General features: G+C 69.8%; 18 protein-coding genes and 1 tRNA gene. 8 read left to right on the top strand and 11 right to left on the bottom strand.

Annotation, left to right across the window (positions count from 1 at the left end; genetic code table 11):
* Positions 1–445 precede the first annotated feature (445 nt).
* Entirely contained in the window at positions 446–2,416 is a 1,971-nt protein-coding gene (locus METY_RS16115) for a M23 family metallopeptidase (RefSeq protein ID WP_103122403.1), read from the top strand.
* 85 nt (positions 2,417–2,501) lie between these two features.
* Here the strand turns inward: METY_RS16115 and clpB are convergent, their stop codons facing one another.
* The gene (gene clpB, locus METY_RS16110; protein WP_103122402.1) at positions 2,502–5,102 is read right to left on the bottom strand and encodes an ATP-dependent chaperone ClpB; all 2,601 of its coding nucleotides are present in this window, start codon (positions 5,100–5,102) and stop codon (positions 2,502–2,504) included.
* Positions 5,103–5,338: 236 nt separating this feature from the next.
* Here clpB and METY_RS16105 point away from each other — a divergent pair, with 236 nt between their 5' ends.
* Positions 5,339–6,115 (top strand): MOSC domain-containing protein, encoded by a 777-nt coding sequence (locus METY_RS16105; protein ID WP_103122401.1) that lies wholly within the window; start codon positions 5,339–5,341, stop codon positions 6,113–6,115.
* A 15-nt stretch (positions 6,116–6,130) separates the two neighbouring features.
* Here METY_RS16105 and METY_RS16100 read toward each other — a convergent pair whose 3' ends face one another.
* The 6 genes from METY_RS16100 to METY_RS16075 all read right to left on the bottom strand — a co-directional run bounded on the left by METY_RS16100 (position 6,131) and on the right by METY_RS16075 (position 14,526).
* Positions 6,131–7,420, bottom strand: coding sequence for an MFS transporter (locus tag METY_RS16100; RefSeq protein ID WP_103122400.1), 1,290 nt, complete (start codon positions 7,418–7,420; stop codon positions 6,131–6,133).
* A 166-nt stretch (positions 7,421–7,586) separates the two neighbouring features.
* Positions 7,587–8,606, bottom strand: a complete 1,020-nt coding sequence (locus METY_RS21260) for a DUF4167 domain-containing protein (RefSeq protein WP_200819708.1) — start codon at positions 8,604–8,606, stop codon at positions 7,587–7,589.
* 370 nt (positions 8,607–8,976) lie between these two features.
* Complete coding sequence (gene prmC, locus METY_RS16090) at positions 8,977–9,828, bottom strand: peptide chain release factor N(5)-glutamine methyltransferase (protein ID WP_103122399.1); 852 nt, start codon at positions 9,826–9,828, stop codon at positions 8,977–8,979.
* Positions 9,825–10,913: a peptide chain release factor 1 gene (gene prfA / locus METY_RS16085; protein ID WP_103122398.1), complete on the bottom strand. Its 1,089-nt coding sequence runs from the start codon at positions 10,911–10,913 to the stop codon at positions 9,825–9,827. Before prfA ends, prmC begins: the two co-directional genes overlap by 4 nt.
* Entirely contained in the window at positions 10,910–13,180 is a 2,271-nt protein-coding gene (ptsP, locus tag METY_RS16080; protein ID WP_103122397.1) for a phosphoenolpyruvate--protein phosphotransferase, read from the bottom strand. The genes prfA and ptsP overlap by 4 nt, the downstream gene beginning before the upstream one ends.
* A 92-nt stretch (positions 13,181–13,272) precedes the next feature.
* Complete coding sequence (locus tag METY_RS16075) at positions 13,273–14,526, bottom strand: aspartate kinase (RefSeq protein ID WP_103122396.1); 1,254 nt, start codon at positions 14,524–14,526, stop codon at positions 13,273–13,275.
* A gap of 118 nt (positions 14,527–14,644) precedes the next feature.
* On the opposite strand from METY_RS16075, the gene ubiG reads away from it, so the two are divergent.
* A complete protein-coding gene (ubiG, locus tag METY_RS16070; protein ID WP_103122395.1) occupies positions 14,645–15,388 on the top strand; it encodes a bifunctional 2-polyprenyl-6-hydroxyphenol methylase/3-demethylubiquinol 3-O-methyltransferase UbiG in 744 nt (247 codons plus the stop codon).
* A 30-nt stretch (positions 15,389–15,418) separates the two neighbouring features.
* On the opposite strand, the gene METY_RS16065 is transcribed toward ubiG, so the two are convergent.
* The gene (locus METY_RS16065; protein WP_103122394.1) at positions 15,419–16,666 is read right to left on the bottom strand and encodes a GGDEF domain-containing protein; all 1,248 of its coding nucleotides are present in this window, start codon (positions 16,664–16,666) and stop codon (positions 15,419–15,421) included.
* Positions 16,667–16,860: 194 nt separating this feature from the next.
* On the opposite strand from METY_RS16065, the gene METY_RS16060 reads away from it, so the two are divergent.
* The 4 genes from METY_RS16060 (at position 16,861) to METY_RS16045 (ending at position 18,991) form a co-directional block, all read left to right on the top strand.
* On the top strand, positions 16,861–17,259 hold the full coding sequence (locus METY_RS16060) for a DUF930 domain-containing protein (protein ID WP_103122393.1): 399 nt from the start codon (positions 16,861–16,863) through the stop codon (positions 17,257–17,259).
* A 103-nt stretch (positions 17,260–17,362) separates the two neighbouring features.
* Entirely contained in the window at positions 17,363–18,160 is a 798-nt protein-coding gene (locus tag METY_RS21255) for a cell wall hydrolase (RefSeq protein WP_200819707.1), read from the top strand.
* Positions 18,161–18,437: 277 nt separating this feature from the next.
* On the top strand, positions 18,438–18,647 hold the full coding sequence (locus METY_RS16050; protein ID WP_020187088.1) for a cold-shock protein: 210 nt from the start codon (positions 18,438–18,440) through the stop codon (positions 18,645–18,647).
* 119 nt (positions 18,648–18,766) lie between these two features.
* Positions 18,767–18,991 carry a hypothetical protein gene (locus METY_RS16045; protein ID WP_103122392.1) on the top strand — a complete coding sequence of 75 codons (225 nt, stop codon included), beginning with the start codon at positions 18,767–18,769 and terminating at the stop codon, positions 18,989–18,991.
* Positions 18,992–19,001: 10 nt separating this feature from the next.
* Here METY_RS16045 and poxB read toward each other — a convergent pair whose 3' ends face one another.
* On the bottom strand, positions 19,002–20,726 hold the full coding sequence (poxB, locus tag METY_RS16040) for a ubiquinone-dependent pyruvate dehydrogenase (RefSeq protein WP_103122391.1): 1,725 nt from the start codon (positions 20,724–20,726) through the stop codon (positions 19,002–19,004).
* A 189-nt stretch (positions 20,727–20,915) separates the two neighbouring features.
* Here poxB and METY_RS16035 point away from each other — a divergent pair, with 189 nt between their 5' ends.
* Positions 20,916–21,134, top strand: coding sequence for a hypothetical protein (locus tag METY_RS16035; protein ID WP_103122390.1), 219 nt, complete (start codon positions 20,916–20,918; stop codon positions 21,132–21,134).
* A 396-nt stretch (positions 21,135–21,530) separates the two neighbouring features.
* Here the strand turns inward: METY_RS16035 and METY_RS16030 are convergent.
* Positions 21,531–21,605, bottom strand: a tRNA-Thr gene (locus METY_RS16030).
* 159 nt (positions 21,606–21,764) lie between these two features.
* Positions 21,765–23,978: a xanthine dehydrogenase family protein molybdopterin-binding subunit gene (locus METY_RS16025; protein WP_103122389.1), complete on the bottom strand. Its 2,214-nt coding sequence runs from the start codon at positions 23,976–23,978 to the stop codon at positions 21,765–21,767.
* Positions 23,979–23,982 lie beyond the last annotated feature (4 nt).

The following is a 23,982-nucleotide window of genomic DNA, read 5'->3' as shown; positions in this document are numbered from 1 at the left end:
GACCGGTTTCGCGAAAAGTGACGTCCGGATGACCCCGTCCCGGTTCGGGATGTGGACCGACCCGGCGCTTCGCCCTCAAGACTGAGGCCTTAGGAACAGGCGCCGCCTGTGCAAAAGATTTGCGCCCCAGCGCGTTTCGAGGGCGATTTCGGTCGGCTCCGGACGATCGGCGGCCGAATCTTGAGTCGGTTTCCGCCTATCCGGCTTCAACAAGACCACTTGCGCCGACGCGGCGTGCGATGCGCCAACCCTCTGACGCATAAGGGTTGGGCCGCGGGCCGCACTGGCGCCATATTGCCCGCGCCCTGCTTCGCCTCGCGCGCCGCGCTTGATAGACGTGGCGAGAGGGCGTCGCGCGGGCTAGGTTCGCCTGCACGTTCGTCGCCTCGCCGTCATGAAGAGGGTTCCGCCCGCCTTGTCCCCCGGACGCGCTTCGCGCAGCCATATGTCAGGCGCCTTCGCGATCGACCTCGGGAACGAGCCGCCCCTGCGCGTCGACGGACGGCAGGAGGGCCCGCCGGACCCGCGCGCGGTCAGCCTGCGCTGGCTGAGCGGCACCATCCTGACGGGCATGGCCGGAGCCGCGCTTCTGAGCGGCGCGATCTACTCCACGCTCAAGGGAGAGGCCCGCATCGGGGACGCGCCGCGTCTTCTTATGGAGGCGCCGCGCGTCGACGAGGACCGCGTGTCCGCCGGGGCGCGCAAGGGCGACCGACTGACGGCCGAACCCGAGACGGTCGCGGCCCGCCAAGTGATGAAGATCAGCACCACGACCCGGCACGGCGACCGCGAGGTCGTGAAGATGCGCCAGTTCGTGAAGGTCTCGGCCAGCCTCGCCCAGCAGCCGACGGAGTTCGCGTCCAAGGTTCCGACCTTCGACCCGCTCAAGGTGCTGGCCGAAGCGCCCCAGGACCGGGCGACGCAGCCGGCCGATTCCGAGGGCGATCTGTCCTTCACGGTGAAGGACCTCGCCTCGACCTCGATCGCGGTCGACGAGGGACCGACCGTCCCGCCGATCGAGGTCCGCGCCCGCGTGCGCGAAGCCGCGGCGCTGGAGCTCGCCTCGCGCTTCGCGCCCCAGCTCGAGCTGACGCCCGGCGCCCAGAGCCGACTGGCCTACGCCCCCGAGGCGGTGTCAGCGGTCGCGAGCCCGTTCGATCCCCGTCCGCTCGCCGCCAATGTGACGCTGGTCGCGAAATCCGCGCCGGCGCTCGACGCCGACGTCGCGACCGGCCCCGGCGAACGAGCCGTCCCGGTCACGGATGACGGCTCGCTGGAGACCGCGCTGGTGCGCGACGGCGGCGCCGCGCTCGACGACGCCCGCGCCATCGCGCAGCGATTCGCGGGCCGCGACGGCTACGGCGTCGCATCGGTGAAGACCGGGCAGAAGCTCAAGGTGCTGATGGGCCGGTCCGCCGCCCCCGGCCTCAACCGGCTTCAGCCCGTGCGGGTCAGCCTGTTCGACGCGAGCGGCGAGCATCTGGGCTCGGTCGCGCTGTCGGACCAGGGCGACTACGTCGCGGTCGCCGACGCGTCCGACCTCGCCGACGAGCCCACCGCGGAGGAGATCGCGGACGAGGTCGAGCGCCCCGGCACCCCCGGCCGGATGCGGCTCTATAACGGTCTCTACGAGGCGGCGCTCAAGAATGAGGTGCCGAAGGAGATCGTGGACGAGATGGTCCGCATCGTTTCCTACGACGTGGACTTCAACCGGCCGGTCGGCCCGAGCGACTCGTTCGAGGTGTTCTACGACGCCGACGAGGAGCAGGCGGGCGCGCCGGAGGTCACCTTCATGGCGCTCAGCCTGGCAGGCGAGCAGCGCCGGTTCTACCGGTTCGAGACCGAGGACGACGGCCTCGCCGACTATTACGACGAGGGCGGCAAGTCCGCCCGCAAGTTCCTGATGCGCAAGCCGATGAACGGCGGCGTCATGCGCTCCGGCTTCGGCTTCCGCCGCCACCCGGTCCTCGGCTACTCCAAGATGCACACGGGTGTGGACTGGTCCGCCCCGGTCGGCACGCCGATCGTAGCCTCCGGCAACGGCACGGTGGAGAAGGCGGGCTGGACCAACGGCTACGGCCGCCAAGTCAAGCTGGTGCACACCAACGGCTACGAGACCACCTACAACCACATGTCCGGCATCGCCCGCGGAGTGACTCCGGGGGCCACGGTGCGGCAGGGCCAGGTGATCGGCTACGTCGGATCGTCCGGGCTCTCGACGGGAGCGCACCTGCATTACGAGGTGCTGGTCAACGGCCGCTTCGTCAATCCGATGAAGGTGAAGCTGCCGCGCGGCCGCGAACTGGACGGCCGGCTGCTCGCGGCCTTCGAACGGGAACGCGAGCGCGTCGACGGCATGATGGGCCGCAACTCCGCCGCCGCCGGCAAGCCCGGCGGCGCCCTCGAAGGCGGCTGAAGCCCCGCGCGGGTTCGTTCCCGATCGTCCCCGGTGGAATCAGGGAGCGCGGCCGGGGATCTCTCCCAGCCGCGCTCTTGCATGATCAGGCCGCGGCGGCGACCACGCGGGGCCCGACGATGAGGCCGGAGCCGCTCGCCGACACCGTGACGCGTTCGCCGTCGCGCACCTCGCCGGCGAGGATGAGCTCGGCCAGCGGGTCCTGCAGATACTTCTGGATCACCCGCTTCAGCGGCCGCGCCCCGTAGGCGGGGTCATATCCCTTGTTCGCGAGCCAGTCGCGCGCGGCCTGGTCGAGGTCGAGCGTAATCTTCCGGTCGTCCAGCAGCTTGCGCAGCCGGACCAGCTGGATGTCGACGATCGCGCCCATCTGCTCGCGCTTCAGTCGGTGGAACAGCACGATGTCGTCGATGCGGTTCAGGAACTCCGGCCGGAAGTGCGCGCGCACCACCGCCATGACCTCGTCCCGGACCGCTTCCGTGTCCTCGCCCTCGGGCTGGCTGACCAGATACTCGGACCCAAGGTTCGAGGTCATGATCAACAGCGTGTTGCGGAAATCGACCGTGCGTCCCTGGCCATCGGTCAGGCGGCCGTCGTCGAGCACCTGAAGCAGGACGTTGAACACGTCGGGATGCGCCTTCTCGACCTCGTCGAACAGCACCACCTGGTAGGGCCTGCGCCGCACCGCCTCGGTCAGCGCCCCGCCCTCCTCGTAGCCGACGTAGCCGGGAGGCGCGCCGATCAGACGGCTGACGGCGTGCTTCTCCATGTATTCCGACATGTCGATGCGCACCATCGCGTTGTCGTCGTCGAACAGGAACGACGCCAGCGCCTTGGACAGCTCGGTCTTGCCGACGCCCGTGGGCCCGAGGAACATGAACGAGCCGATCGGCCGGTTCGGGTCCTGCAGGCCCGCGCGGGCGCGCCGAACCGCAGTCGAGACCGCCTGCACCGCCTCGGCCTGGCCGACGACGCGCTTGGCGAGTTCGTCCTCCATCCGCAGCAGCTTGGCGCGCTCGCCCTCGAGCATCTTGTCGACCGGCACGCCGGTCCAGCGCGAGACGATCTGGGCGATCGCATCGGGCGTCACGACCTCCTTGACCAGGTCGCCGGCGACCGCGCCCGCCTCCTCGGTCTCCTTCAGCTCTCGCTCGAGTTTCGGGATGACGCCATAGGCGAGCTCGCCGGCGCGGGCGAGATCGCCCTGCCGCTGCGCCTGCTCCAGCTCCGTCCGCGCCTTGTCCAGATTCTCCTTGAGCATCTGGGCGCGGCCGAGCTTGTCCTTCTCGTTCCGCCAGCGCGCGGTCAGCGCGTCGGCCTCCTCCTGCAGGTCGGCGAGCTCGGCTTCGAGCCTGATGAGCCGGTCCCGGGAGGCCTCGTCGGTCTCCTTCTTCAGCGCCTCGCGCTCGATCTTCAGCTGGATGATGCGGCGGTCGAGCTCGTCGAGCGCCTCGGGCTTCGAATCGACCTGCATCCTGAGCCGCGCCGAGGCCTCGTCGACAAGATCGATCGCCTTGTCGGGAAGGAAGCGGTCGGTAATGTAGCGATCCGAGAGCGTGGCCGCGGCGACGAGCGCCGAATCCGCGATCCGCACGCCGTGGTGCAGCTCGTACTTCTCCTTGATGCCGCGCAGGATCGAGATCGTGTCTTCGACCGTCGGCTGGGAGACGAACACGGGCTGGAACCGGCGGGCGAGAGCTGCGTCCTTCTCGACGTGCTTGCGGTACTCGTCGAGCGTGGTCGCGCCAACGCAGTGCAGCTCGCCACGGGCTAGCGCGGGCTTCAGCAGGTTCGACGCGTCCATCGCGCCGTCCGCCTTGCCGGCGCCGATGAGCGTGTGCATCTCGTCGATGAACAGCACGACGCCGCCCGCGGCCGACTGCACCTCGGACAGCACGGCCTTCAGCCGCTCCTCGAACTCGCCGCGGTACTTCGCGCCGGCGATCAGCGAACCGAGGTCGAGCGACAGCAGCTTCTTGTCCTTGAGCGATTCCGGCACGTCGCCGTTGACGATGCGGAGCGCGAGGCCCTCGACGATCGCGGTCTTGCCGACGCCGGGCTCGCCGATCAGCACGGGGTTGTTCTTCGTGCGCCGGGAGAGCACCTGGATGGTGCGGCGGATCTCCTCGTCGCGGCCGATGACCGGGTCGAGCTTTCCGTCACGCGCCGCCTGGGTGAGATCGCGGGCGTACTTCTTGAGCGCGTCGTAGGCGTTCTCCGCCGTCGCCGAATCGGCGGTACGGCCCTTGCGCAGCTCCTCGATCGCCGCGTTCAGCGCCTGCGCGGTCACGCCCGCGGCGGCGAGCGCCTTGCCGGCCTCGGTGTCCTTCTCGACAGCGAAGGCCGTGAGCAGCCGCTCGGCCGTGACGAACTGGTCGCCAGCCTTCTTCGCCATCTCTTCGGCGGTGGTGAAAATCCGCGCGGTCGCTGGAGCGAGATAGAGGTTGCCGGCTCCGGAGCCGCCGACCTTCGGAACCTTGCGCAAAGCTGCCTCGACGGCGGCGCGCGCGTCAGCCGATCGGCCGCCGGCGCGATCGATCAGGCCGGAGGCGAGGCCTTCCGGATCGTCGAGCAGCACCTTCAGGACATGCTCCGGCAGAAGCTGCTGGTGGCCCGCGCTGGTAGCCGCGGCCTGCGCGGCCTGAAGGAAACCGCGCACCCGCTCGGTGTAGATTTCTGGATTCATCAATCCCTCCTCTGATGAGCGCGCCGGATCGCTCCGCTGCCTGTCGCCAAGCCTCCGCGGCGGGACACCTTTTCCGGTCTCCGCCGACGCCTCGATCGTTTCCGCCTGATCGGCGGACGGGCGCCCCGCTCACGCGGCTGCGTCCAAGGCCGATATGGGTGTTGCCATTTGGCCACAAAAGGGGATGGTAGCGGTCTCCGCGCGCTTTTCCTTGATAAGCATCAGGATTGTCCCGAATGCCCCAGACCGTCGGCCGGATCGCGGCGCTGCGGCGCTACCCCGTGAAGGGTCTGTCGCCCGAGAACCTCGAGGCGATCGACGTGCTGCCCGGCCGGCCGATCGCGGGCGACCGGAGCTTCGCGATCGAGAACGGCCCGTCCGGCTTCGACCCGGCGGCGCCGGCGTTCATTCCGAAACAGCGCTTCCTCTGCCTCATGAAGAACGCACGCCTCGCAGGCCTGACGACGGCCTTTGATCTCGCCTCGTCGACCCTCACCGTGCGACGCGGCGAAGACACGGCGCTCACGGCCGACCTTTCGTCCGGGGATGGCCGCGCCGCGACGGCCGCCTGGTTCACCGAATTCATGGACGGCGAGCTGAACGGTCCGCTGACGGTGCTTCCCGCGCCGGGCGGCCACACGTTCTCCGACACCGCCAGGGGCTTTCTCTCGCTGATCAACCACGCGAGCGTGGCCGCGGTCGGCGCGATGGTGAGCGCGGACGTCGATCCGCTGCGCTTCCGGGGCAACCTGGAAATCCAGGGCTTCGACGCCTGGGAGGAGCTGGACTGGACCGGCCGCGAGCTCGTCTCCGGAGAGGTCCGCATGACGGTGGTCAAACGTACGGTGCGCTGCGCCGCGACCAATGTGAACCCGACGACCGCCGAGCGCGACCTCAAGATCCCCGCGACGCTGATGAAGAGCCTCGGCCACGCCGACTGCGGGGTCTATGTGGAGGTGACGACATCAGGCCGGCTCGAGGTGGGCGCGCCGATCACGCTCGCGACGGCGTAGATCACCGCCGGGCCCTTACGCCGTCGCGGGCGTGGGCGCGCCGGGGCCGCTTGCGGCGCCCCCGCGGACGTGCCCCGACTCGGGCTCGAGCGGCATCAGCCGCATGGTGGCGAGGAAGACCGCTAGCGCGACCAGCGCCACGGCTCCGTGGCCGAGGAAGGCGACGCCGTAGCCGGTAAAGCCGGTCTCGACGCCGAGCGCCGACAGCCACGCCCGCCCGTCCTGCACGAGATAGCCCGCGGCGGTGGTGCTGAGGCTCGCGCCGATCCCCTGCACGGTCATCACCGCGCCGAGGCCGACGTTGAATCGGCCGGTGCCGCGCAGGATGCGTGCGACGAGCGCGGGCGTCACGACGCTCAGGATGCCGGCGCCGACGCCGTCGAGCATCTGCACGGGGATCGCGATCCAGGCGTCGGTCACAGAGGCGGCCACGATCCCGCGGACCGGCAAAGCGACGAGCGCGGCGAGCAGCAGAGGCGCGTAGCCGTAGCGTTCGGCGATCCGCGCGGCGAACAGCGCCATCGGCACCATCACCGCCTGGGCGACGATGATGGCGACGCTGGTCCAGAACACGGCGTTGCCGAGTCCGAGCGCTTCGATGCGCTGCCCGACCAAGGGCAGCATCGGCGCGTTGCCGAAGTGGAAGAGCATGAGGATAAGGCCGAAGATCAGCAGCGCCGGCGTCTTCAGCAGGACCGAGAACCCGGACGCGCCGTTATCCCCGGCGCCCTTGTCGAGGCCTCGGGCGACGTCGTGGTCGATCGCGCTCTCCCTGATGGCGAGCGTCGCGGCGATCGAACCGACCGCCATCGCGATCATCACGAAGAACACCGCCTGGATGCCGACGAGGTAGGAAAAACCCGCGCAGGCGACCGCCGCGACGACGTTGCCGCTGTGGTTGGCCGCTTCGTTTCGGCCGATCTGGTGCGAAAACTCCTTCGGCCCGACGATCCCGAGCGTCATCGCGGCGATGGCGGGAGGGATCACGGCGCCGACCACCCCGGTGAGCGCCTGGCTGATCGCGACGACGGGAAAGCTTGGAAAATACAGAATCGCGAGGCAGGCGGCGGTCACCGCGATCGCGGCGACCAGCGTGACCACGCGCTTGCGCCGGGTGGCGTCGACGAAGGCGCCCATCGGCGTCGTCGCGATCATGCCGGCGAGACCGCCGATGGTCAGGACGTATCCGATGTCGATCGCAGACCAGCCCTGGCCCTGAAGGAAGATCGCGAGATAGGGACCGAGCCCGTCCCGAACGTCGGCCAGGAGGAAGTTGAGCGTGGTGAGCGCGGCGACCGTGTTCATGGCGACGTCTTCCGGAGGAAAAACCGCCTCGTCGATCCCCCATCAACGCCGCGTGATCGCCGAAATGGAGCGCACGGTATGGTCGCCAAGATCGACCTATGCACCTGCGACAAAAAAGGCCGAAGCGTCGCCGCTCCGGCCTTTTTCATGCGTCAGTCCGAGACCCTTAGTCGGTGGCGACGTCCGACGGCGGGGAGGCGTCGCCGGCCATCGCCGGCGCGCCCTCCTCGCCGGCCGCGCCGCGGCCGTAACGCCCATAGCGACGGCGACGACCCCGGGCCGGCGCCCGGCCTTCAGCCTGCTCGTCAGTCGAGACCGCCTCGTCGGCGGGCGCCGCGGCGAGCGGAGCTTCCGCGACGTCGGCCGTCTTCGGCTCCTCCGGTTCGCCGGCGAAGGCGGGAGCCGTGGAAGCGGGCGCCGGAGCCGCGACGACGGGCGCCGGAGCGGGAGCCGGCTGCGCCGCGCCGCCGGTGATGAAGGCCGGAAGCCCGTTGGCCGCCGGCTCGTCGTCCGTCGCCTCGGGGCGCGGCCCGCGCGGCTGGTCTTTGCGGTCGCGCCGGTCGTTGCGGTCGAACCGACGCGGCTGGTCGCCGAAGCCGCCCTGGCCGCCGGCATTCTGGCCGCCGGCGTTCGGACCGCCGTTCTGAGAGTTCTGCCCGCCCTGGCCGCCGCCGGCGTAAGGATTCTGACCGCCGCCATAGTTCTGGCCGCCGCCCTGAGGACGACCGTTCTGATGGCGTTGTCCGCCGCCCTGGCGCTCCGCGCCGTAGGCCGGCTGGCTGTTGCTCTGGCCGTTGGACGGGCCGTAGCCGTTCGGCTCGCCGCCCTCCAGGCCGTCGTCGCTCTCGTCCGGATCGACGAAATCGTCGGCGTCGGCGCGCACGAAGGTCTGGTGAGGCTGATACTGCGCCTGCGCCGCCGCGAGCAGCCGGTAATAGTGCTCGGCGTGCTGCATGTAGTTCTCGGCCGCGACCGGATCGCCCGAGGACGTCGCGTCGCGCGACAGCTGGACGTACTTGTCCGCGATGGTGCCCGCGGTGCCGCGGATCTTCACATCGGGACCGTTCGACTCGTAGCTGCGGGTCAGCGGGTTCGGGCCCTTGCCGCCTCCGCCGCCGCCGCCCCCACCACCGCCGCCACCGCCGCGGTTGCGCCCGCGGAGGCGCTTCGCTTGTCCTTGCCTCATGGCGTTCAAATCAGCACTCGTTCTGGATTGAGGGCCCGTCAGGGCCGGGGACCGAGACCGGATCCGGGCGCGCGCTGACTTTCCCGCCGAAGCGGGCGTCGTCCCGGCCACGCCGCGCCGCCGGCCTAAGCTGGCGCGCAAAGCGACCCGGCGTCCGCTGCAAAGCCAAAGCCCTGCGCGGCGATCAGGCGCGATCGAAGCGGTGCGTCGATCTTTCGAGTCCGGTCGCCGGCAGATCCGTGCGCACGCGGTTTCGAAATTATCCGTCCGTCGCTCTCAGCCACAATTCTCGCGAACCGGGCGGGCGTCAGACGATTCCGATAGCGAAGATAGCGGCTCGACCTTCGCTTTCCAAGGGGGTTTTTACCGTTTACGTGGCCGCCCGGACGACCAGCGCCCTCGGCACCCCGCCGAGATCGGCCCAAGCGGCGCCGTCGACCCGCAGGCCGGCCTGCCGCGCGAGGCGGGCGACGTCGGGCTCCTGGCCGGCGCCGAGTTCGAGCACGGCGGCTCCGCCCGGGTTGAGACGCGCAGGCAGGTCCGCGACGATGGCGCGGTAAGCGTCGAGGCCGTCGGCGCCGCCGTCGAGCGCGCGGACGGGATCGTGCTCCCGCACCTCTCGGTCGAGCCCGGCCACGTCGGCGCTCGCGATATAGGGCGGGTTCGAGACCACGAGGTCGAACCGTCTCCCGAGCGCCGCCGCCCAGTCGCCGACGACGAAGTGCGCGCGGGGTCCCAGGCCAAGGCGTTCGGCGTTGGCGCGCGCCGCGCGCGCCGCCCCGAACGAGCGGTCGACGCCCAGCCCTGTGGCGCTCGGAAGCTCGGACAGCAAGGCTAGCAGGATGCAGCCGGAGCCGACGCCAAGGTCGAGAACCGCGAGCGGGCGATCGCCTCCGCCGACGGCGTCAAGCGCCGCCTGCACCACGGTCTCGGTGTCAGCGCGCGGGGCGAGCGTCTCAGGCGCGAGCATGAAGTCGAGCCCCCAGAACTCGCGGCGGCCCAGGATGCGGTCGACGGGCTCGCCGCCGAGACGCCGCAGAACAAGGTGCTCCAGCCGCGCCAGAGCGTGGACGTCCGCCGCATCGCCGGCGCGCGCGATCAGTCGGGCGGCGTCGAGGCCGAAAGCCTCGCGGACGAGTGCGCGGGCGTCGGCCTCGGGCGTGTCGATCCCGGCTAGAGCGAACCGCGACGCAGCGGCGCGCGCGGCCTCGCCTAAGGTCACGCCGCCGCGTCCTCAGAGGCCAGGAGCCGGGCGCGCTGCTCCGCCGAGAGGGCGTCGATCAGCTCGCCGAGGGCGGTTCCCTCCATCACGGCGTCGAGCTTGTAGAGCGTGAGGTTGATGCGGTGGTCGGTGACGCGGCCCTGCGGGAAATTGTAGGTGCGGATGCGTTCGGACCGGTCGCCGGAGCCGACCTGCAGCCGGCGGGCGTCGGCGCGGGCGCCGTCCACCCGCTCGCGCTCGATGTCGTAGAGCTTGGCGCGTAGCAGCGCGATGGCGCGCGCGCGGTTGCGGTGCTGCGAGCGCTCGTCCTGCACGGCGACCGCGATGCCGGTCGGCAGATGCGTCACGCGCACCGCGGACTCGGTCTTGTTGACGTGCTGCCCGCCCGCGCCCTGCGCGCGGAACACGTCGAACCGGAGCTCCGAGTCGTCGAGCGCGACGTCGACCTCCTCCGCCTCCGGAAGCACCGCGACGGTGGCGGCGGAGGTGTGGATGCGGCCGGAGCCCTCGGTCGCCGGCACGCGCTGCACGCGGTGGACGCCGGATTCGTACTTCATGCGGCCGAACACGCCCCGTCCGGCGATCTCGGCGACGATCTCCTTATAGCCGCCCATGGCGCCTTCGCTGGTCGACAGCACCTCGACCTTCCAGCCGCAGCCGTCGGCGTAGCGCTGGTACATGCGGAACAGGTCGCCGGCGAACAACGCCGCCTCGTCGCCGCCCGTGCCGGCGCGGACCTCGAGGATGACGCCGCGCGCGTCCGCCTCGTCCTTCGGCAGCAGTTCGATCTGCAGCGCTTCGGCCGCCTCCTCCCGGCGCCCGCGGGCCTCGTCGAGTTCGGCCCGGGCGAGGTCCCGCATCTCCGCGTCGGTCCCGCCGTCCGCGACGATGTGTTCGAGGTCCTGGATCTCGTCCTCGGTCGCGCGCAGGGCGCGGATGGCCTCGACCACGGGTTCGAGCTCGGCGCGCTCGCGGCCGAGCCGCGCCAGCTCGGCGCCTTCGGTCGTCTGCCCGAGCGCGTGATCGACCGCCGCAAAGCGCTCGACGAGAGCCTCCAGCTTGTCTTGGGGAAGTTCGACGCTCACGGCTCGATCTGAAGCCCCCTGGACCGCGCATAGTCGCCGAGCTCCGCCCGCAGCGAGTGCCCGCCGTCGAAGCGCTCGAGGCGCGGGCGCACGAAATTCGCGACGTCGCCCGCGTCGAGGTCCAGCAGCATGGACTTCACCGGGCCGATCGCGGCCGGCGAGACCGACATCGAGCGGTAGCCGATGGCGACCAGCGCCATGGCTTCCAGCGGCCGCGCCGCGATTTCGCCGCAGAGGGTCACCGGCTTGCCGGCGGCGCCCGCCACCGCGGTCACGCGCGCCAGCGCTCTGAGAAACGCGACGTCGAGCGGATCGAAGCGGGCGGAGACCTTGGCGTTGCCGCGATCGACCGCGAACAGGAACTGCATCAGGTCGTTGGAGCCGACCGAGAGGAAATCGACTCGGCGGACAATCTCCTCCAGCTGGAACAGCAGCGAGGGCACTTCGACCATGACGCCGAGGCGCACCTTCGCGGGCGCCTCGAAGCCGTGCGCCGCGAGGCGAACCTGCTCCCGCTCGACGATCGCCTTGGCCTCGTCGAACTCCGAGACGCAGGACACCATCGGGAACATGATCCTCAGATCGCGCCCGCCGGCCGCACGCAGCAGCGCGCGGATCTGGGTGCGCAGCAGCGCCGGCCGGTCGAGGCCGAGCCGGATCGCGCGCCAACCGAGCGCCGGGTTCTCCTCGGGCTCCAGCCGCATGTAGGGGAGCACCTTGTCGCCGCCGACGTCGAGCGTGCGGAAGGTGACGGGCTTGTCGCCGGCCGCGTCCAGAACCGCGCGGTAGAGCGCCTCCTGGGCTGCCGTCTTCGGCAGCGAGGGCGCGACCATGAACTGCAGCTCGGTGCGGAAAAGGCCGACGCCCGCGGCGTTGGTCTCGGGGATGTGCGGCAGGTCGACGAGCAGGCCCGCGTTCAGCATCAGCGCCACCTCGACGCCGTCCCGGGTGCGGAACGGACGGTCGCGCAGCGCGCGGTACTGCTCCTGCTTGCGGGCGCGGAAGCGGACCTTGTCGGCGTAGGCGCGCTCGACGTCGGGCGTCGGGCGAACGTGAACCTCGCCGGAAAAGCCGTCGACGATGATCGGGTCGCCGGCCTCGGCGATCCCAGTCGCGTTCTCGAGCTGGCCAACGGCCGCGATCCCGAGCGCGCGGGCGACGATCGCCACATGGCTCGAGCCGGAGCCCTCCTCCAGTACGAGGCCGCGGAGACGGGTCCGGTCATATTCGAGCAGCGCCGCCGGGCCCATGGAGCGAGCGACGACGATGGCGTTCTCGGGCAGTTCCTCACGCGGTTGGGAGGCGTGGTTTGGCGACGCCAGCTCGCGCAGCAGGCGGTGCGCCAGATCGTCGAGGTCGTGCAGGCGTTCGCGCAAGTAGGGATCGGTCTGGCGCTGCATGCGCGCGCGGGTGTCGGACTGAACCCGCTCGACCGCGGCCTCGGCGGTGAGGCCGGTCATCACCGCCTCGTGCAGCCGCTTTCCCCAGCCGCGGTCATGCGCGAACATGCGGAAGGTCTCGAGCACGTCGCGGTGCTCGCCGGCGCGGGCGACGTCGCCGTCGTCCAAAAGCACGTCGATCGACGCGCGCAGCCGCACGAGGCCCTCGTCGAGGCGCTTCAGCTCCTTGTTCACGTCCTCCGCGATGAAGTTCTTCACCACGATCTTCGGCTCGTGCAGAACCACATGGCCGAGGCCGATGCCGTCGGACAGCGACACGCCCGCCGAATGCGCGGGCCTGCGGCCGACCGTCTCGGCCCCGCCCGGGCCGGACAGCTCGCCGCTCGCCACCATCTCGGCGATGACCATCGCGGTGGTCTGGAGCGCCTCCACCTCCTCGTCGGAGTAGGTGCGGTGGGCCTTGTTCTGGACGACGAGCACGCCGAGCGTGTTGCCCGAGCGCAGGATCGGGACGCCCATGAAAGAGTGGTAGATCTCCTCGCCCGTTTCCGGCTTGTAGGAGAACGAGGGATGGGCCTGGGCGTCGGACAGGTTGACCGACTCGGCCTCGTCCGCGACGAGGCCGACGAGGCCCTCGCCCTTGCGCATGGTGGTGCGGTGGACCGCGTCCCGGTTCAGGCCCTCGGTGGCGAACAGCTCGAGATCGTTGTCGGACCGCAGCACGTAGACCGAGCAGACCTCGGCCACCATGTTGGCGGCGATCAGCACCACGATCCGGTCAAGACGCTCCTGCGCCGTGACCGGCTCCGCCATGACCTCCCGCAGCCGGCGCAAAAGCACGCGCGGGCCGCCATACGCGCCTCGCATCTTCCGCTCTCCGGGTGGGGGGCTTTGCGCCCTTCAACGCCCCCGCGCAGCTTGAGTCATGTGGTTGCTGGAGGCCCGACGGCGCCGGCGCGTCAGGCCTTGTCGAGCCCGTATACCGAATGGAGCGTTCGAACGGCAAGCTCGGCGTAGGCCGCGTCGATCAGCACGGAGATCTTGATCTCCGAGGTCGTTATCGCGCGGATGTTGACGCCGCGCTTCGCGAGCGCCTCGAACGCCTGGGCCGCCACGCCGGCGTGGCTGCGCATGCCGATGCCGATGACCGACACCTTGCAAACATCGGCGTTGGTGTTGAGCTCGCTGAACCCGATCTCGGCCTTCTTGGACTCGAGGATCTGAAGCGTCCGCTCCTGGTCCCCCGTCGGCAGGGTGAAGGTGATGTCGGTGGTGCGTCCGTCCTCGGAGATGTTCTGGACGATCATGTCCACGTTGATCGCGGCCTCGGCGAGCGGACCGAACACGCCCGCGGCGACGCCCGGCTTGTCCTCCACGCGGCGGAGCGTGATCTGGGCCTCGTCCTTGGAGTAGGCGATGCCGGTGACGACCTGTTGTTCCACGATCTCGTCCTCGTCGCAGATAAGCGTTCCGGGGGGCAGGCCGTTCGGGCCGACCTGCGGCGCGTCCGGCGCGTCGAAGCTCGAGCGCACGAACACCCGGACCTTGTGCACCATGGCCATCTCGACCGAGCGCACCTGAAGAACCTTGGCCCCGAGCGAGGCCATTTCCAACATCTCCTCGAAGGCGATGCGCTCCATGCGCTGCGCCTTGGGCACGATGCGGGGGTCGGTGGTGTAGACGCCGTCGACGTCGGTGTAGATGTCGCAGCGGTCCGCGCCCACGGCGGCGGCCACGGCGACCGCGCTGGTGTCCGACCCGCCGCGCCCGAGGGTCGCGATCCGGTTGTCGGGCGCAATGCCCTGGAAGCCCGCGATCACCGGCACCTGGCCGTCCGTCATGCGCGAGATCAGCGCCGAGCCGTCGATCGATTCGATGCGGGCGGAGCCATGGGTCCCGTCGGTGCGAAGCGGGATCTGCCAGCCCTGAAACGAGCGCGCCGGGACGCCCATGTCCTGCAGGACGATGGCCAGCAGGCCCGAGGTGACCTGCTCGCCGGACGCGACGATCGCGTCGTACTCGCGGGCGTCGTGGATCGCCGAGGCTTCCCGGGTCCAGGCCACAAGCTGGTTGGTCGCGCCCGCCATGGCCGAGACGACCACCGCCACCTCGTTTCCGGCGTCGACCTCGCGCTTCACGTGAGCGCCGACGTTGCGGATGCGCTCGACGGTCGCGACGGACGTGCCGCCGAACTTCATCACTATGCGGGCCATCGAACTGATCAGTCTCGGAAAAACGGTCGGAGGCGGCGGGCGGCTGGGTCCGCCGACGAAAAAGGCGCGTATAGATAGCCGCGACCCCGAGCCGACACAACGCCGGAGACGACGCCCCATGACGACGCCCCACGCCGCAAGTCTCGACCGCGACGAGGTGGCGCGCTTCGACGCGCTGGCCCAGCGCTGGTGGGACCTCGACGGGCCGATGAAGCCCCTGCACAAGTTCAATCCCGCCCGCGTCGCGATCTTCCGGGACGCGATCTGCGCGCGGTTCGGCCGCGACGCCTCCGCCGTGCGTCCACTCGAAGGGTTGCGGCTGCTCGACGTCGGCTGCGGCGCAGGCGTGCTGGCGGAGCCGCTCGCGCGCCTCGGCGCCGAGGTGACCGGGGTCGACCCGGCGCCCGAACTGATCCCCGTGGCGGCCGCCCACGCCGCGGAGCAGGGCCTCACGATCGCCTACCGGGCGGCGGCCGCCGAAGAGCTTCTCGCGGACGGCGAGAGCTTCGACATCGTGGTGGCGTCCGAGGTCGTCGAGCACGTGAACGACGTGCCCGCCTTCGTCGCGACGCTTGCGGGCCTTGTCCGGCCCGGCGGCCTCGCCCTGTTCTCGACGCTGAACCGCACGCCTCTCGCCCACGCCCTGGCGATCGTCGCGGCCGAGTACGTGCTGCGCTGGCTGCCGCGGGGCACCCATTCCTACGAGAAGTTTGTGACGCCCGACGAGCTCTCGGCGGCGGCCCGGGCGGCCGGGCTGGAGCCCACGGACCTGCGCGGCATCAAGTTCAATCCGCTGAAGAACAGCTGGGCGCCAAGCGACGACACGCTGGTGAACTACACGCTTGCCGCCGGCAAGAGCTGAAGCGGCGAGGGCTGAAACGGTTGCGCCCGCTCAGGCTCCGGCGACCACGGTGTCGCGGCCCGCGCGCTTGGCTTCGTAGAGCCGGGCGTCCGCCTTCCGCAGCGTCGCGATCAGGTCCCCGACGCCCGGCGTCGAGGTCGCGACGCCCACGCTGATCGTGACGCGGCGGTCCGGCGTGCCGACGAAGGCGTCGGCGACCGCGGCGCGCAGTCGCTCGCCTAGCGCCGCGGCGTCCTCAGCGTCGAGCCGTTCGGCGACGACGACGAACTCCTCGCCGCCGTAGCGGAACACGCGGTCTCCCGCACGCACGGCGCCGATCAGCGCCCGTCCCACGGCGGCGAGGATCTCGTCGCCGGCCTCATGGCCGAACCGGTCGTTCGCCTGCTTGAAATGGTCGACGTCCACCATCGCGAGGCTCACCGGCCAGGGGTCGATGCGGCTGCGCTCCAGCCGTTTGCGCCGCAGGTCCTCGAAGGCGCTCCGGGTGGCGGCGCCGGTCAGCGGATCGACCGCGGCGCGCGCGAGCAGGTCCTCGTACCGCGTGCGATAGGTCAGGGCGTCGAACACGTCCCAGATCCGGCGGCGCGCGAAGGCCGGACGCTCGGTCGGCTCCACGTAGCGCAGGTAAATCGCGATGAAGACGCTGTAGAGCGCGGCGGCTCCCATCTTCGCGGCCCAGCCGCCGCCGAGCGCGCTGAAGGGTATGCCCGTGACCCAGTGCAGCACCGGGAAGAACGCGAGCTGATCGAAGGTGAGCACCAGCGCCGAGCTGACGAGAAGCGCGGGAAAGGCTTGGCGCCGGAAAAGCCGCATCAGCCGCTCGAACACCAGGATCAGCGCGATGATGTCGACGAACAGCAGCAGGGTGCCCCAGATCATGAGCACGCCGATCTGGTCGATGAAGCGCAGGTCGGCCTGGTAGCCGGGCAGCGGCGCCAGGGTCTCGTGCTGCCGCAGGATCAAGGCCAGCGCGACCAGCAGCAGGTTGCCGATCATCAGCCCGTAAATCGGCTGCCGCGCCGTCTCCGCGTCCTCGCGGATGTAGAGCAGCAGGAACATCATCAGCTTGCCGGAGAACAGCACGGTCGAGCCGGGCGAGAGCAGGCCGAACGGCAGCTCGATGAAGAACACCGCCGCGAGATAGGTCTCGAGGAAGTGCATGACGCCGAGCGCACAGACGAACAGACCGACGCCGTAGGCGAACCGGGCCCGAAGCAGCGCGGCCATGACCGCGAAGTACACCAGGGCCTGAAGCGACAGGAGCAGGACGCCGTTCATGTTTCGCGCGGGATCTCGGTAGGTGGACGGCGGAGAGGACCGCCGCCGGTTTTCATTGGCCGAACGCGGCCGCAGCGCAAGTCCGGCGCCCGTGAATAGGGGATCGTCCCGTCAACGGCCCGTGTGCTAGACGCCCCGCACAGCTTCGATCGCTGGCCGCGCGCTTGTGTCCTTCCGCCGCCGAGAGTCGCCGCATGACATGTCCGTTCCGCCTCGCCTCCGTCCTAGTCGGCGCGCTGGCCCTGCCCGGCGCCGCGCAAGCGGCGAAATCGGTCGCCGACCAGATGCTCGCGCTCGATCTCGACACGCGGATCGAGCAGCGCTGCAACGCCCGCGCGATGGGCGAGATCAGCCGCGCCAACCGCACGATGCGTCCCGACGAGCTGGTCGCCTACGCGTTCAAGGACAGCGAGCTGAAGGACGACGTGGTGCGAGCGCCGGGCGCCGCGGTGCGCAGCGGAAACGCCTGGTACCGCCTGTCCTACGTCTGCCGCGCCACGCCCGACGGCCTCGACGTGCTGTGGCTGAGCTTCAGGCTCGGGCCGGAGATCCCGCGCTCGGAATGGGAGGACCACCAGCTCGTTCCGCAATGACCCGGCCGTTAACGGATTGATAACCATCCCGGCGTCCTTTAACGGTCTTCAAGGGTCGTGGGGCGCCTCTGGCGGGCCTGCATTCAAGGGGGGACCACCCGGCATGACGAAGCGCGCATTCCGCGCTGGCGTCGTGGCCGCCGCCGCCATGGGCGCGGTTGGCTGCGCGCAGCACCCGAAGCCGCAGATCGTGAAAGTGAGCCTCGACGCAGGCGAACGGGACTGCCTCGCGAGGGCCATGTATTTCGAATCCCACCGGGGCAGCGACGAGGGCATGCTCGCCGTCGGAACGGTGGTCCAGAACCGGCTGAAGTCTGGAAAATACGGCGCCAGCTATTGCGACGTCGTGGGTCAGAAGGGCCAGTTCGCCCCCGGCGTCATGACCCGCAGCATGGACGACAGCGGCGCCGAACGCGCCCGCCGCGTGGCGGAGCAGATCGCCGCCGGCAAGCGCCATCCCGGCGTCCGCGGCGCGATGTTCTTCCACACTGCCGGCCTCAGGTTCCCCTACCCCAACATGCGCTACGTGCTGGTGGCCGGCGGCAACGCCTTCTACGAGAAGCGGAGCGTCGACAGCATCGCCCAGGCCCGCGAGAACGCCCGGTCGCGCAATCTCGCGCTCGCCTACGCCAAGGCGGATCCGACGGCCGAAGCGAAGCCGATCGTGGTCGCGGCGTTGATCGCCCGGGACGAGCCGGCGGAGACCCCGGCCCGCATCGAGACCGTCGCCCGCGCCGAGGCGCCGGTCCGCGTCGAGACCCGTGTGATCCGCACGATGCCGGCTCCCCGCACGGAGGTCGCGGCGGCGCCGGCCTTCCCCGCGTTCGATCCCCCGCCCGCGTTCGCTTCGACGCCGGAGCCCGCGGCGGCCGCCTTCGTCGCGCCTGTCGCGGCGCGCTGACGCCGCGGCGGTCGCACGTCGCGTCGCACGCGGGATGAGGCGCAGAACAACGCGCGTCTTGCCCGCATGGCGCTCTGTTTTCAGCCCTTCCGGCAAATAAATCCGCGTCGCCTTGCGCTTGGCCGCCTGAAGGGCTATGTTTTCGCTATCGATCTTGTTCGTTGAATTTTGTTTTGCGCATTTTGCGCCTGCACGATCTTCCTCTCAAAATCGATGGTACGTGCGTTTCGATCGTTTCGAGACGCGATGATTCACGCCAACGAAAAAGGAGATCGTTATGGCGACTGGCACCGTGAAGTTTTTCAACGTCCAGAAGGGCTACGGATTCATTCAGCCGGACGACGGCGCGACGGATGTGTTCGTTCACATTTCGGCCGTCGAGCGCGCTGGTCTGCACACGATCGTCGAGGGGCAGAAGCTCAGCTTCGAAGTCGTGCGCGACAACCGCTCGGGCAAGAGCGCGGCCGAGAACCTTCAGGCCGCGTGATCTCCGTCGCTTCGGTCCGCGACCACGGATGTACTGGCGCGGCCCGGGCGGCCAAGCGTTGAAAGGTCGGGCGTCACGCCCGGCCTTTTTTGTTTTCAGAGGTTTTGAGGAGGCGGCCAATGCAGGTCACCAAGGAGACGCTGTTCAAGGCGTCTAAAGCCGAGATGAAGGGCGACGCCACCACCCGCGCGGCGCGCGAGATCATCGACCGCGATCGCGCTCAGCAGGACGCCAAGACCGAACGTTTGCGCCAGGCGCGGATGGAGCGGGACGCCGCCGAACAGGCCGCCGCGCCTGCGCCGGTGGTGAAGAAGACGCGCAAGCGCGCGGCCTCCGCGGCCTGAGGACTTCAGGCTAGCGGAACAGGTTGGTGGAGGCGAGTTCCAGGACCTCGTCGCCGCGGCCGTTGATGATGGCCTTCAGCATATAGAGGCTGAAGCCCTTCGCCTGCTCCAGCTCGATCTTCGGCGGGATCGACAGCTCCTGCCGCGCGACGGCCACGTCGACCAGCGCCGGCCCGTCGTGCGCGAAGGCCGCCGACAGCGCGTCTTCGAGCTCCTCGGAACTCGTCACGCGGAATCCCTTCAGCCCGGCGCTCTCCGCCAGCGCGGCGAAGTCCGGGTTCTCCAGCGCGACGTTCGTGCCGAGGTAGCCCGCCGCCTTCATCTCCATCTCGACGAAGCCAAGCGAGCCGTTGTTGAACACGACGATCTTGATCGGCAGCTTGAGCTGCCGCGCCGAGAGCACGTCCCCCATCAGCATCGCGAAGCCGCCGTCGCCCGACAGCGAGATCACTTGCCGTCCGGAACGCGTAGCCTGCGCGCCGAGCGCCTGCGGCATGGCGTTCGCCATCGAACCATGGCGGAACGAGCCGACGATCCTCCGCCTGCCGTTCATCGTAAGATAGCGCGCCGCCCAGACCGTGGGCGTGCCGACGTCCACGGTAAAGACGGCGTCGTCCGCGGCGAGCCGGTCGATGACCTTCGCCACATGCTGCGGATGCAGCGGTTTGCCCCCGCCCGCGGGCTTGGCGAGGTCGTCCAGACCCTTTCGCGCCTCGGCGTAATGCTTGAGCGCCTGATCCAGAAACTTGCGGCTGCGGCCGCTGCGCAGACGCGGCAGCAGCTCGCCGACCGTGGCCTTCACGTCGCCCACGATCCCGAGCGCGAGCTGCGCCCTCCGGCCGAGGGCGCCCGGGTCGCGGTCGACCTGCACGATCTTCGCCTTCGACGGATAGAAATTGCGGTAGGGGAAGTCGCTGCCCAGCATCAGCAGCGTGTCGCAGTCCAGCATGGCATGGAAGCCGGACGAGAAGCCGATCAGGCCGGTCATCCCGACGTCGAACGGGTTGTCCCATTCGACGTGCTCCTTGCCCCGCAGCGCATGCACGATCGGCGCGCCAAGGGCGTCCGCGAGCCGGACCACCTCGTCATGGGCGCCTGCGCAGCCCGCGCCGCACAGCAGCGTTACCTTCGCCGAACCGTTGAGGAGCCCGGCCAGCGCGTCGATGTCCGCGGGGTTCGGCAGCAACCGGGGCTCCAATAGGGGCGGCCAGTCCCCGCGCGCGCCGTCCGGCGCCGGCTTCAGGGCGATGTCGCCCGGGATCACCAGCACCGCGACGCCTTTTCGGCCGATCGCCGTGCGCAGCGCCCGATGCAGGATTTCCGGCATCTGACGCGGGTCCTGAACCATCTCGCAGAACACGCTGCATTCGCGGAACAGCTCGGTCGGCCGCGTCTCCTGGAAGTACTCCAGCCCGATCTCGCTTGAGGGGATGTGCGCCGCGATCGCGAGCACGGGCACGTGGTTGCGCTGGCAGTCGTAGAGGCCATTGATCAGGTGGAGGTTGCCCGGGCCGCAGCTGCCGGCGCAGACCGCGAGTTCGCCGGTGACGGCCGCCTCCGCGCCGGCCGCGAAGGCCGCGACCTCCTCGTGGCGGACGTGCATCCACTCGATGGTCTTCAGCCCACGCAGGCTGTCGTTCATGGCGTTAAGGCTGTCGCCCGTCACGCCCCAGATTCGCTTGACGCCCGCGTTGGCGAGCGTTGTGACGAGCAGGTCGGCGATGGTCTGGCTCACGGGCGGCTCCCTCTGGTCTGACGGCTCGCGGGTGAAGGCGCGCCACGTCGCGACGGTTCCCTCAGGGCTGCCTTGCGTGGTCGAGGGAGGAAGCAGCTCTCACGACGCGGCGCCGCGGGGCGCTCGTTCGAAGGACGTGAGCCAGGAACATGAGGCCGCGTCATCCGTTCTCCTCAAAAGGAGACCGCCATGTCTGATCCGAAATACGAACTCTTCGAGGTCGAAGGAGGCCGTTGGTCCTACCGATTCGGCGACGTGCCGTCCGGCGAAGTCTATGCCTCGCGGGAGGCGGCGGGAATCGCGGCCGAGCAGACCGGACACAAGATCGCAGCGGGGCCGACGCCGAAAGACGACAACGCCGCTTCCCCGGACATCGAGACCCTGGATCGCGAACGCTCCGAGCTTTGACGCTGGGGCGGCTGGCGCAGCCGCGCCTCACGATCGCGGCTTGTCTTTATCCGGCGCCAGCGGCGCCCGGCTGATGGTTGCGTTCCATTCGTTGCTCGGGCGCGAGCGCCCATTCCGTGCTTTAGGCAAGGCGCAGCGCGTGGTCGACCATTGGCCGGCCGGCTCCAATCAACGCGCGTGATGCCCGAGGTTCGTCTATCCACTGCGGCGGCCGACATGGCGCTTGCAGTTTCAAAGGGACCGCAGGGTCGGATCCATCGACGGGCTAGAAGACCGATACGAACAAGCGCCAGCGATCGAGCGCTTAGACGCGGATGTTCCGCGCCCTGGCACCTTAAAACGCAAGACTGCCGCCCTGGGGCAGATCCGCGTGACTGCTCACTCTTTGGGAAAATCTGGTGCTGCGAGAGAGGATTGAACTCTCGACCTCTCCCTTACCAAGGGAGTGCTCTACCACTGAGCTACCGCAGCGCCGAGGGCCGGCGAAGCGGCCGGCTTGAAGCGCGCGGAACCTGCCACAAGGGTCGGACCGGCGCAAGCGCAGGACGGCGACTTAAATCGCCGCGTCGGAAAAAAGCCCGCGGGCCGGCCAGGAGGGACGGCCGGCCCGCGGAGATCGGCGTCAGGCGCTCAGGCGCTCTTGAACTTGCGATCGCCTAGCGGCAGGTCGCGGACGCGCTCGCCGGTGGCGGAGAAGATCGCGTTGGCGAGCGCGGGGGCGAGCGGGGGCACGCCGGGCTCGCCGACGCCCGACGGCTTCTGCTCGGACTTCACCATGTGGACCTCGACCTTCGGCATGTCCTCGATCCGCAGCGGCTCGTAGGTGTCGAAGTTGGCCTGCTCGACCTCGCCCTCCTTCAGCGTGATGGCGTTGCGCAGCGCCGCGCCGAGGCCGAAGCCCACGCCGCCCTCGATCTGCGCCCGCACCACGTCGGGGTTGATCACCACGCCGCAGTCCACGGCCGCCACCACCCGGTCGACCTTGATCGAGCCGTCCTTCTGGATCGAGACGTCCACCACCTGGGCGACCATGGTGTTGAAGCTCTCGTGCACCGAGACGCCGCGGCCCTTGCCCTTTTCGAGCTTGGCGCCGGCCGTCCAGCCCGACTTCTCCGCCGCGAGCTTCAGAGCCGCGGTGTGGCGCGGCTTGTCCTTGAGCAGCGCGAGCCGGTACTCGACCGGATCCTTGCCGGCGGCGTAGGCCAGCTCGTCGATCATGGTCTCGACCACGTGCGCGGTGTGGGTGTGGCCGACCGACCGCCACCACAGCACCGGCACGCCGACCTTCAGCGTCGTGAGCTCGACCTTCAGGTTCGGCACGGCGTAGGCGAGGTTCGACGCGCCCTCGACCGAGGTCTCGTCGACGCCGTCCTTCACCGCCATGGCCTCGAGCGCCGTGCCGGAGAAGATCGACTGCCCGGCGACGCGGTGATGCCAGGCGATCGGCATGCCGTCCGCGCCGATCGCGGCGCGCACCTTGTGGGCGTAGAACGGCCGGTAGTAGCCGGCCTTGGTGTCGTCCTCGCGGGTCCAGACGAGCTTGACCGGAGCCGCGCCGTCGATCGCCTTGGCGATCATGACGGCCTCCGTCACGTAGTCCGCGCTCGGCACCGCGCGGCGGCCGAAGCTGCCGCCGGCCCACACCGTCTCGATCGTCACCTGCTCGGGCTTGAGGCCGGTGAGAGCGGCCACCGTCGGCTGGTCGATCGCCTGGAACTGCGCGGCGTAGATCAGATGCGCGCGGTCCTTCTTGAGGTCGACGACGCAGTTCAAGGGCTCCATCGGGGCGTGCGCCAGATAGGGGAAGGCGTAGTCCGCCTCGATCACCTTGGCCGCGCCCTTCAGCGCGCCCTCCGCGTCGCCGGTGTTGGTCGCGGTCGCGACGCCAGGCTTCGACACCGCGTCCTTGGCCATCGCCAGCAGCTCGTCGGAGCCGCGGCTCTCGGCGGCCGAGAAGTCCCATTCGACCTTCAGCGCGTCCCGGCCCTTAAAGGCCGCCCAAGTGGACTTCGCCAGCACCGCGACGCCCGAGGGGATCTGCACGACCCGTTCGACGCCCTTGACCTTCTTGGCCTCGGCGTCGTCGAAGCTCTTCACCTTTCCCCCGAAGCGCGGGGAATGCGCGACGGCGGCCACCAGCATGCCGGGCAGCTTGACGTCCTGGGTGTAGATCGCCGTGCCGTCGGTCTTCGGGTCGTTGTCGATCCGGTGCAGGCCTTCTTTGCCGATCAGCTTGAACTTGGCGACGTCCTTGTAGGGCGTCTCCTGCGCCATGCCGGTCGGAGCCGGGATCTTGGAGGCGGCCTCGGCGAACTCGCCGTAGGTGCCGCGCTTGCCGGAGGGATGGGTGAGCACGCCCTTGTCGACCACGATCTCTCCCTGGGCGACCTGCCACTTGTCGGCGGCGGCCTTCACCAGCACGGCGCGCGCGGTCGCGCCCGCGGTGCGGTACTGCTCCCAGGAGTTCGCCATGGCGGTGGAGCCGCCGGTCCCCTGCGCCTTGAAGGCGAGGTTGGCGTAGAGGTTGCCGTCGGCCGGCGCGAACTCGGTGCGCATCTGGCTCCAGTCGGCGTCCATCTCCTCGGCGATGAGGGTGGCGAGGCCCGTGGTCGGCCCCTGCCCCATGTCGAGATGCTTGACGACGACGGTGATCGCGCCGTCCGGCGCGACCTTCACGAAGGGGTTGAACTGGACGACGCCGCCCGCGGCGCCCTGGGCCGCGGCGGGATCGACCTTGAGGCCGACCATGAGGCCGAGGCCGGCGCCGCCGGCGACCGCGAGGAAGCCGCGACGGCTGAGGTCGACCGACTTGGCGGCGGCGGGGATCTTGGTGTGAGCGGTCATGACG

The organism is Methylopila sp. Yamaguchi, from assembly GCF_002897035.1.
GTDB lineage: Bacteria > Pseudomonadota > Alphaproteobacteria > Rhizobiales > Methylopilaceae > Methylopila.
Note: the sequence above shows the minus strand (reverse complement) of the source record. Positions and strands in the feature narration are given on the sequence as shown.

Excerpts from the sequence above, each read along its gene's own strand:
- METY_RS16115 (WP_103122403.1), top strand. The coding sequence starts at position 446 with ATGTCAGGCGCCTTCGCGATCGACCTCGGGAACGAGCCGCCCCTGCGC.
- clpB (WP_103122402.1), bottom strand. The coding sequence starts at position 5,102 with ATGAATCCAGAAATCTACACCGAGCGGGTGCGCGGTTTCCTTCAGGCC.
- METY_RS16105 (WP_103122401.1), top strand. The coding sequence starts at position 5,339 with ATGCCCCAGACCGTCGGCCGGATCGCGGCGCTGCGGCGCTACCCCGTG.
- METY_RS16100 (WP_103122400.1), bottom strand. The coding sequence starts at position 7,420 with ATGAACACGGTCGCCGCGCTCACCACGCTCAACTTCCTCCTGGCCGAC.
- METY_RS21260 (WP_200819708.1), bottom strand. The coding sequence starts at position 8,606 with ATGAGGCAAGGACAAGCGAAGCGCCTCCGCGGGCGCAACCGCGGCGGT.
- ptsP (WP_103122397.1), bottom strand. The coding sequence starts at position 13,180 with ATGCGAGGCGCGTATGGCGGCCCGCGCGTGCTTTTGCGCCGGCTGCGG.
- METY_RS16075 (WP_103122396.1), bottom strand. The coding sequence starts at position 14,526 with ATGGCCCGCATAGTGATGAAGTTCGGCGGCACGTCCGTCGCGACCGTC.
- ubiG (WP_103122395.1), top strand. The coding sequence starts at position 14,645 with ATGACGACGCCCCACGCCGCAAGTCTCGACCGCGACGAGGTGGCGCGC.
- METY_RS16065 (WP_103122394.1), bottom strand. The coding sequence starts at position 16,666 with ATGAACGGCGTCCTGCTCCTGTCGCTTCAGGCCCTGGTGTACTTCGCG.
- METY_RS16060 (WP_103122393.1), top strand. The coding sequence starts at position 16,861 with ATGACATGTCCGTTCCGCCTCGCCTCCGTCCTAGTCGGCGCGCTGGCC.
- METY_RS21255 (WP_200819707.1), top strand. The coding sequence starts at position 17,363 with ATGACGAAGCGCGCATTCCGCGCTGGCGTCGTGGCCGCCGCCGCCATG.
- METY_RS16050 (WP_020187088.1), top strand. The coding sequence starts at position 18,438 with ATGGCGACTGGCACCGTGAAGTTTTTCAACGTCCAGAAGGGCTACGGA.
- METY_RS16045 (WP_103122392.1), top strand. The coding sequence starts at position 18,767 with ATGCAGGTCACCAAGGAGACGCTGTTCAAGGCGTCTAAAGCCGAGATG.
- METY_RS16035 (WP_103122390.1), top strand. The coding sequence starts at position 20,916 with ATGTCTGATCCGAAATACGAACTCTTCGAGGTCGAAGGAGGCCGTTGG.
- METY_RS16025 (WP_103122389.1), bottom strand. The coding sequence starts at position 23,978 with ATGACCGCTCACACCAAGATCCCCGCCGCCGCCAAGTCGGTCGACCTC.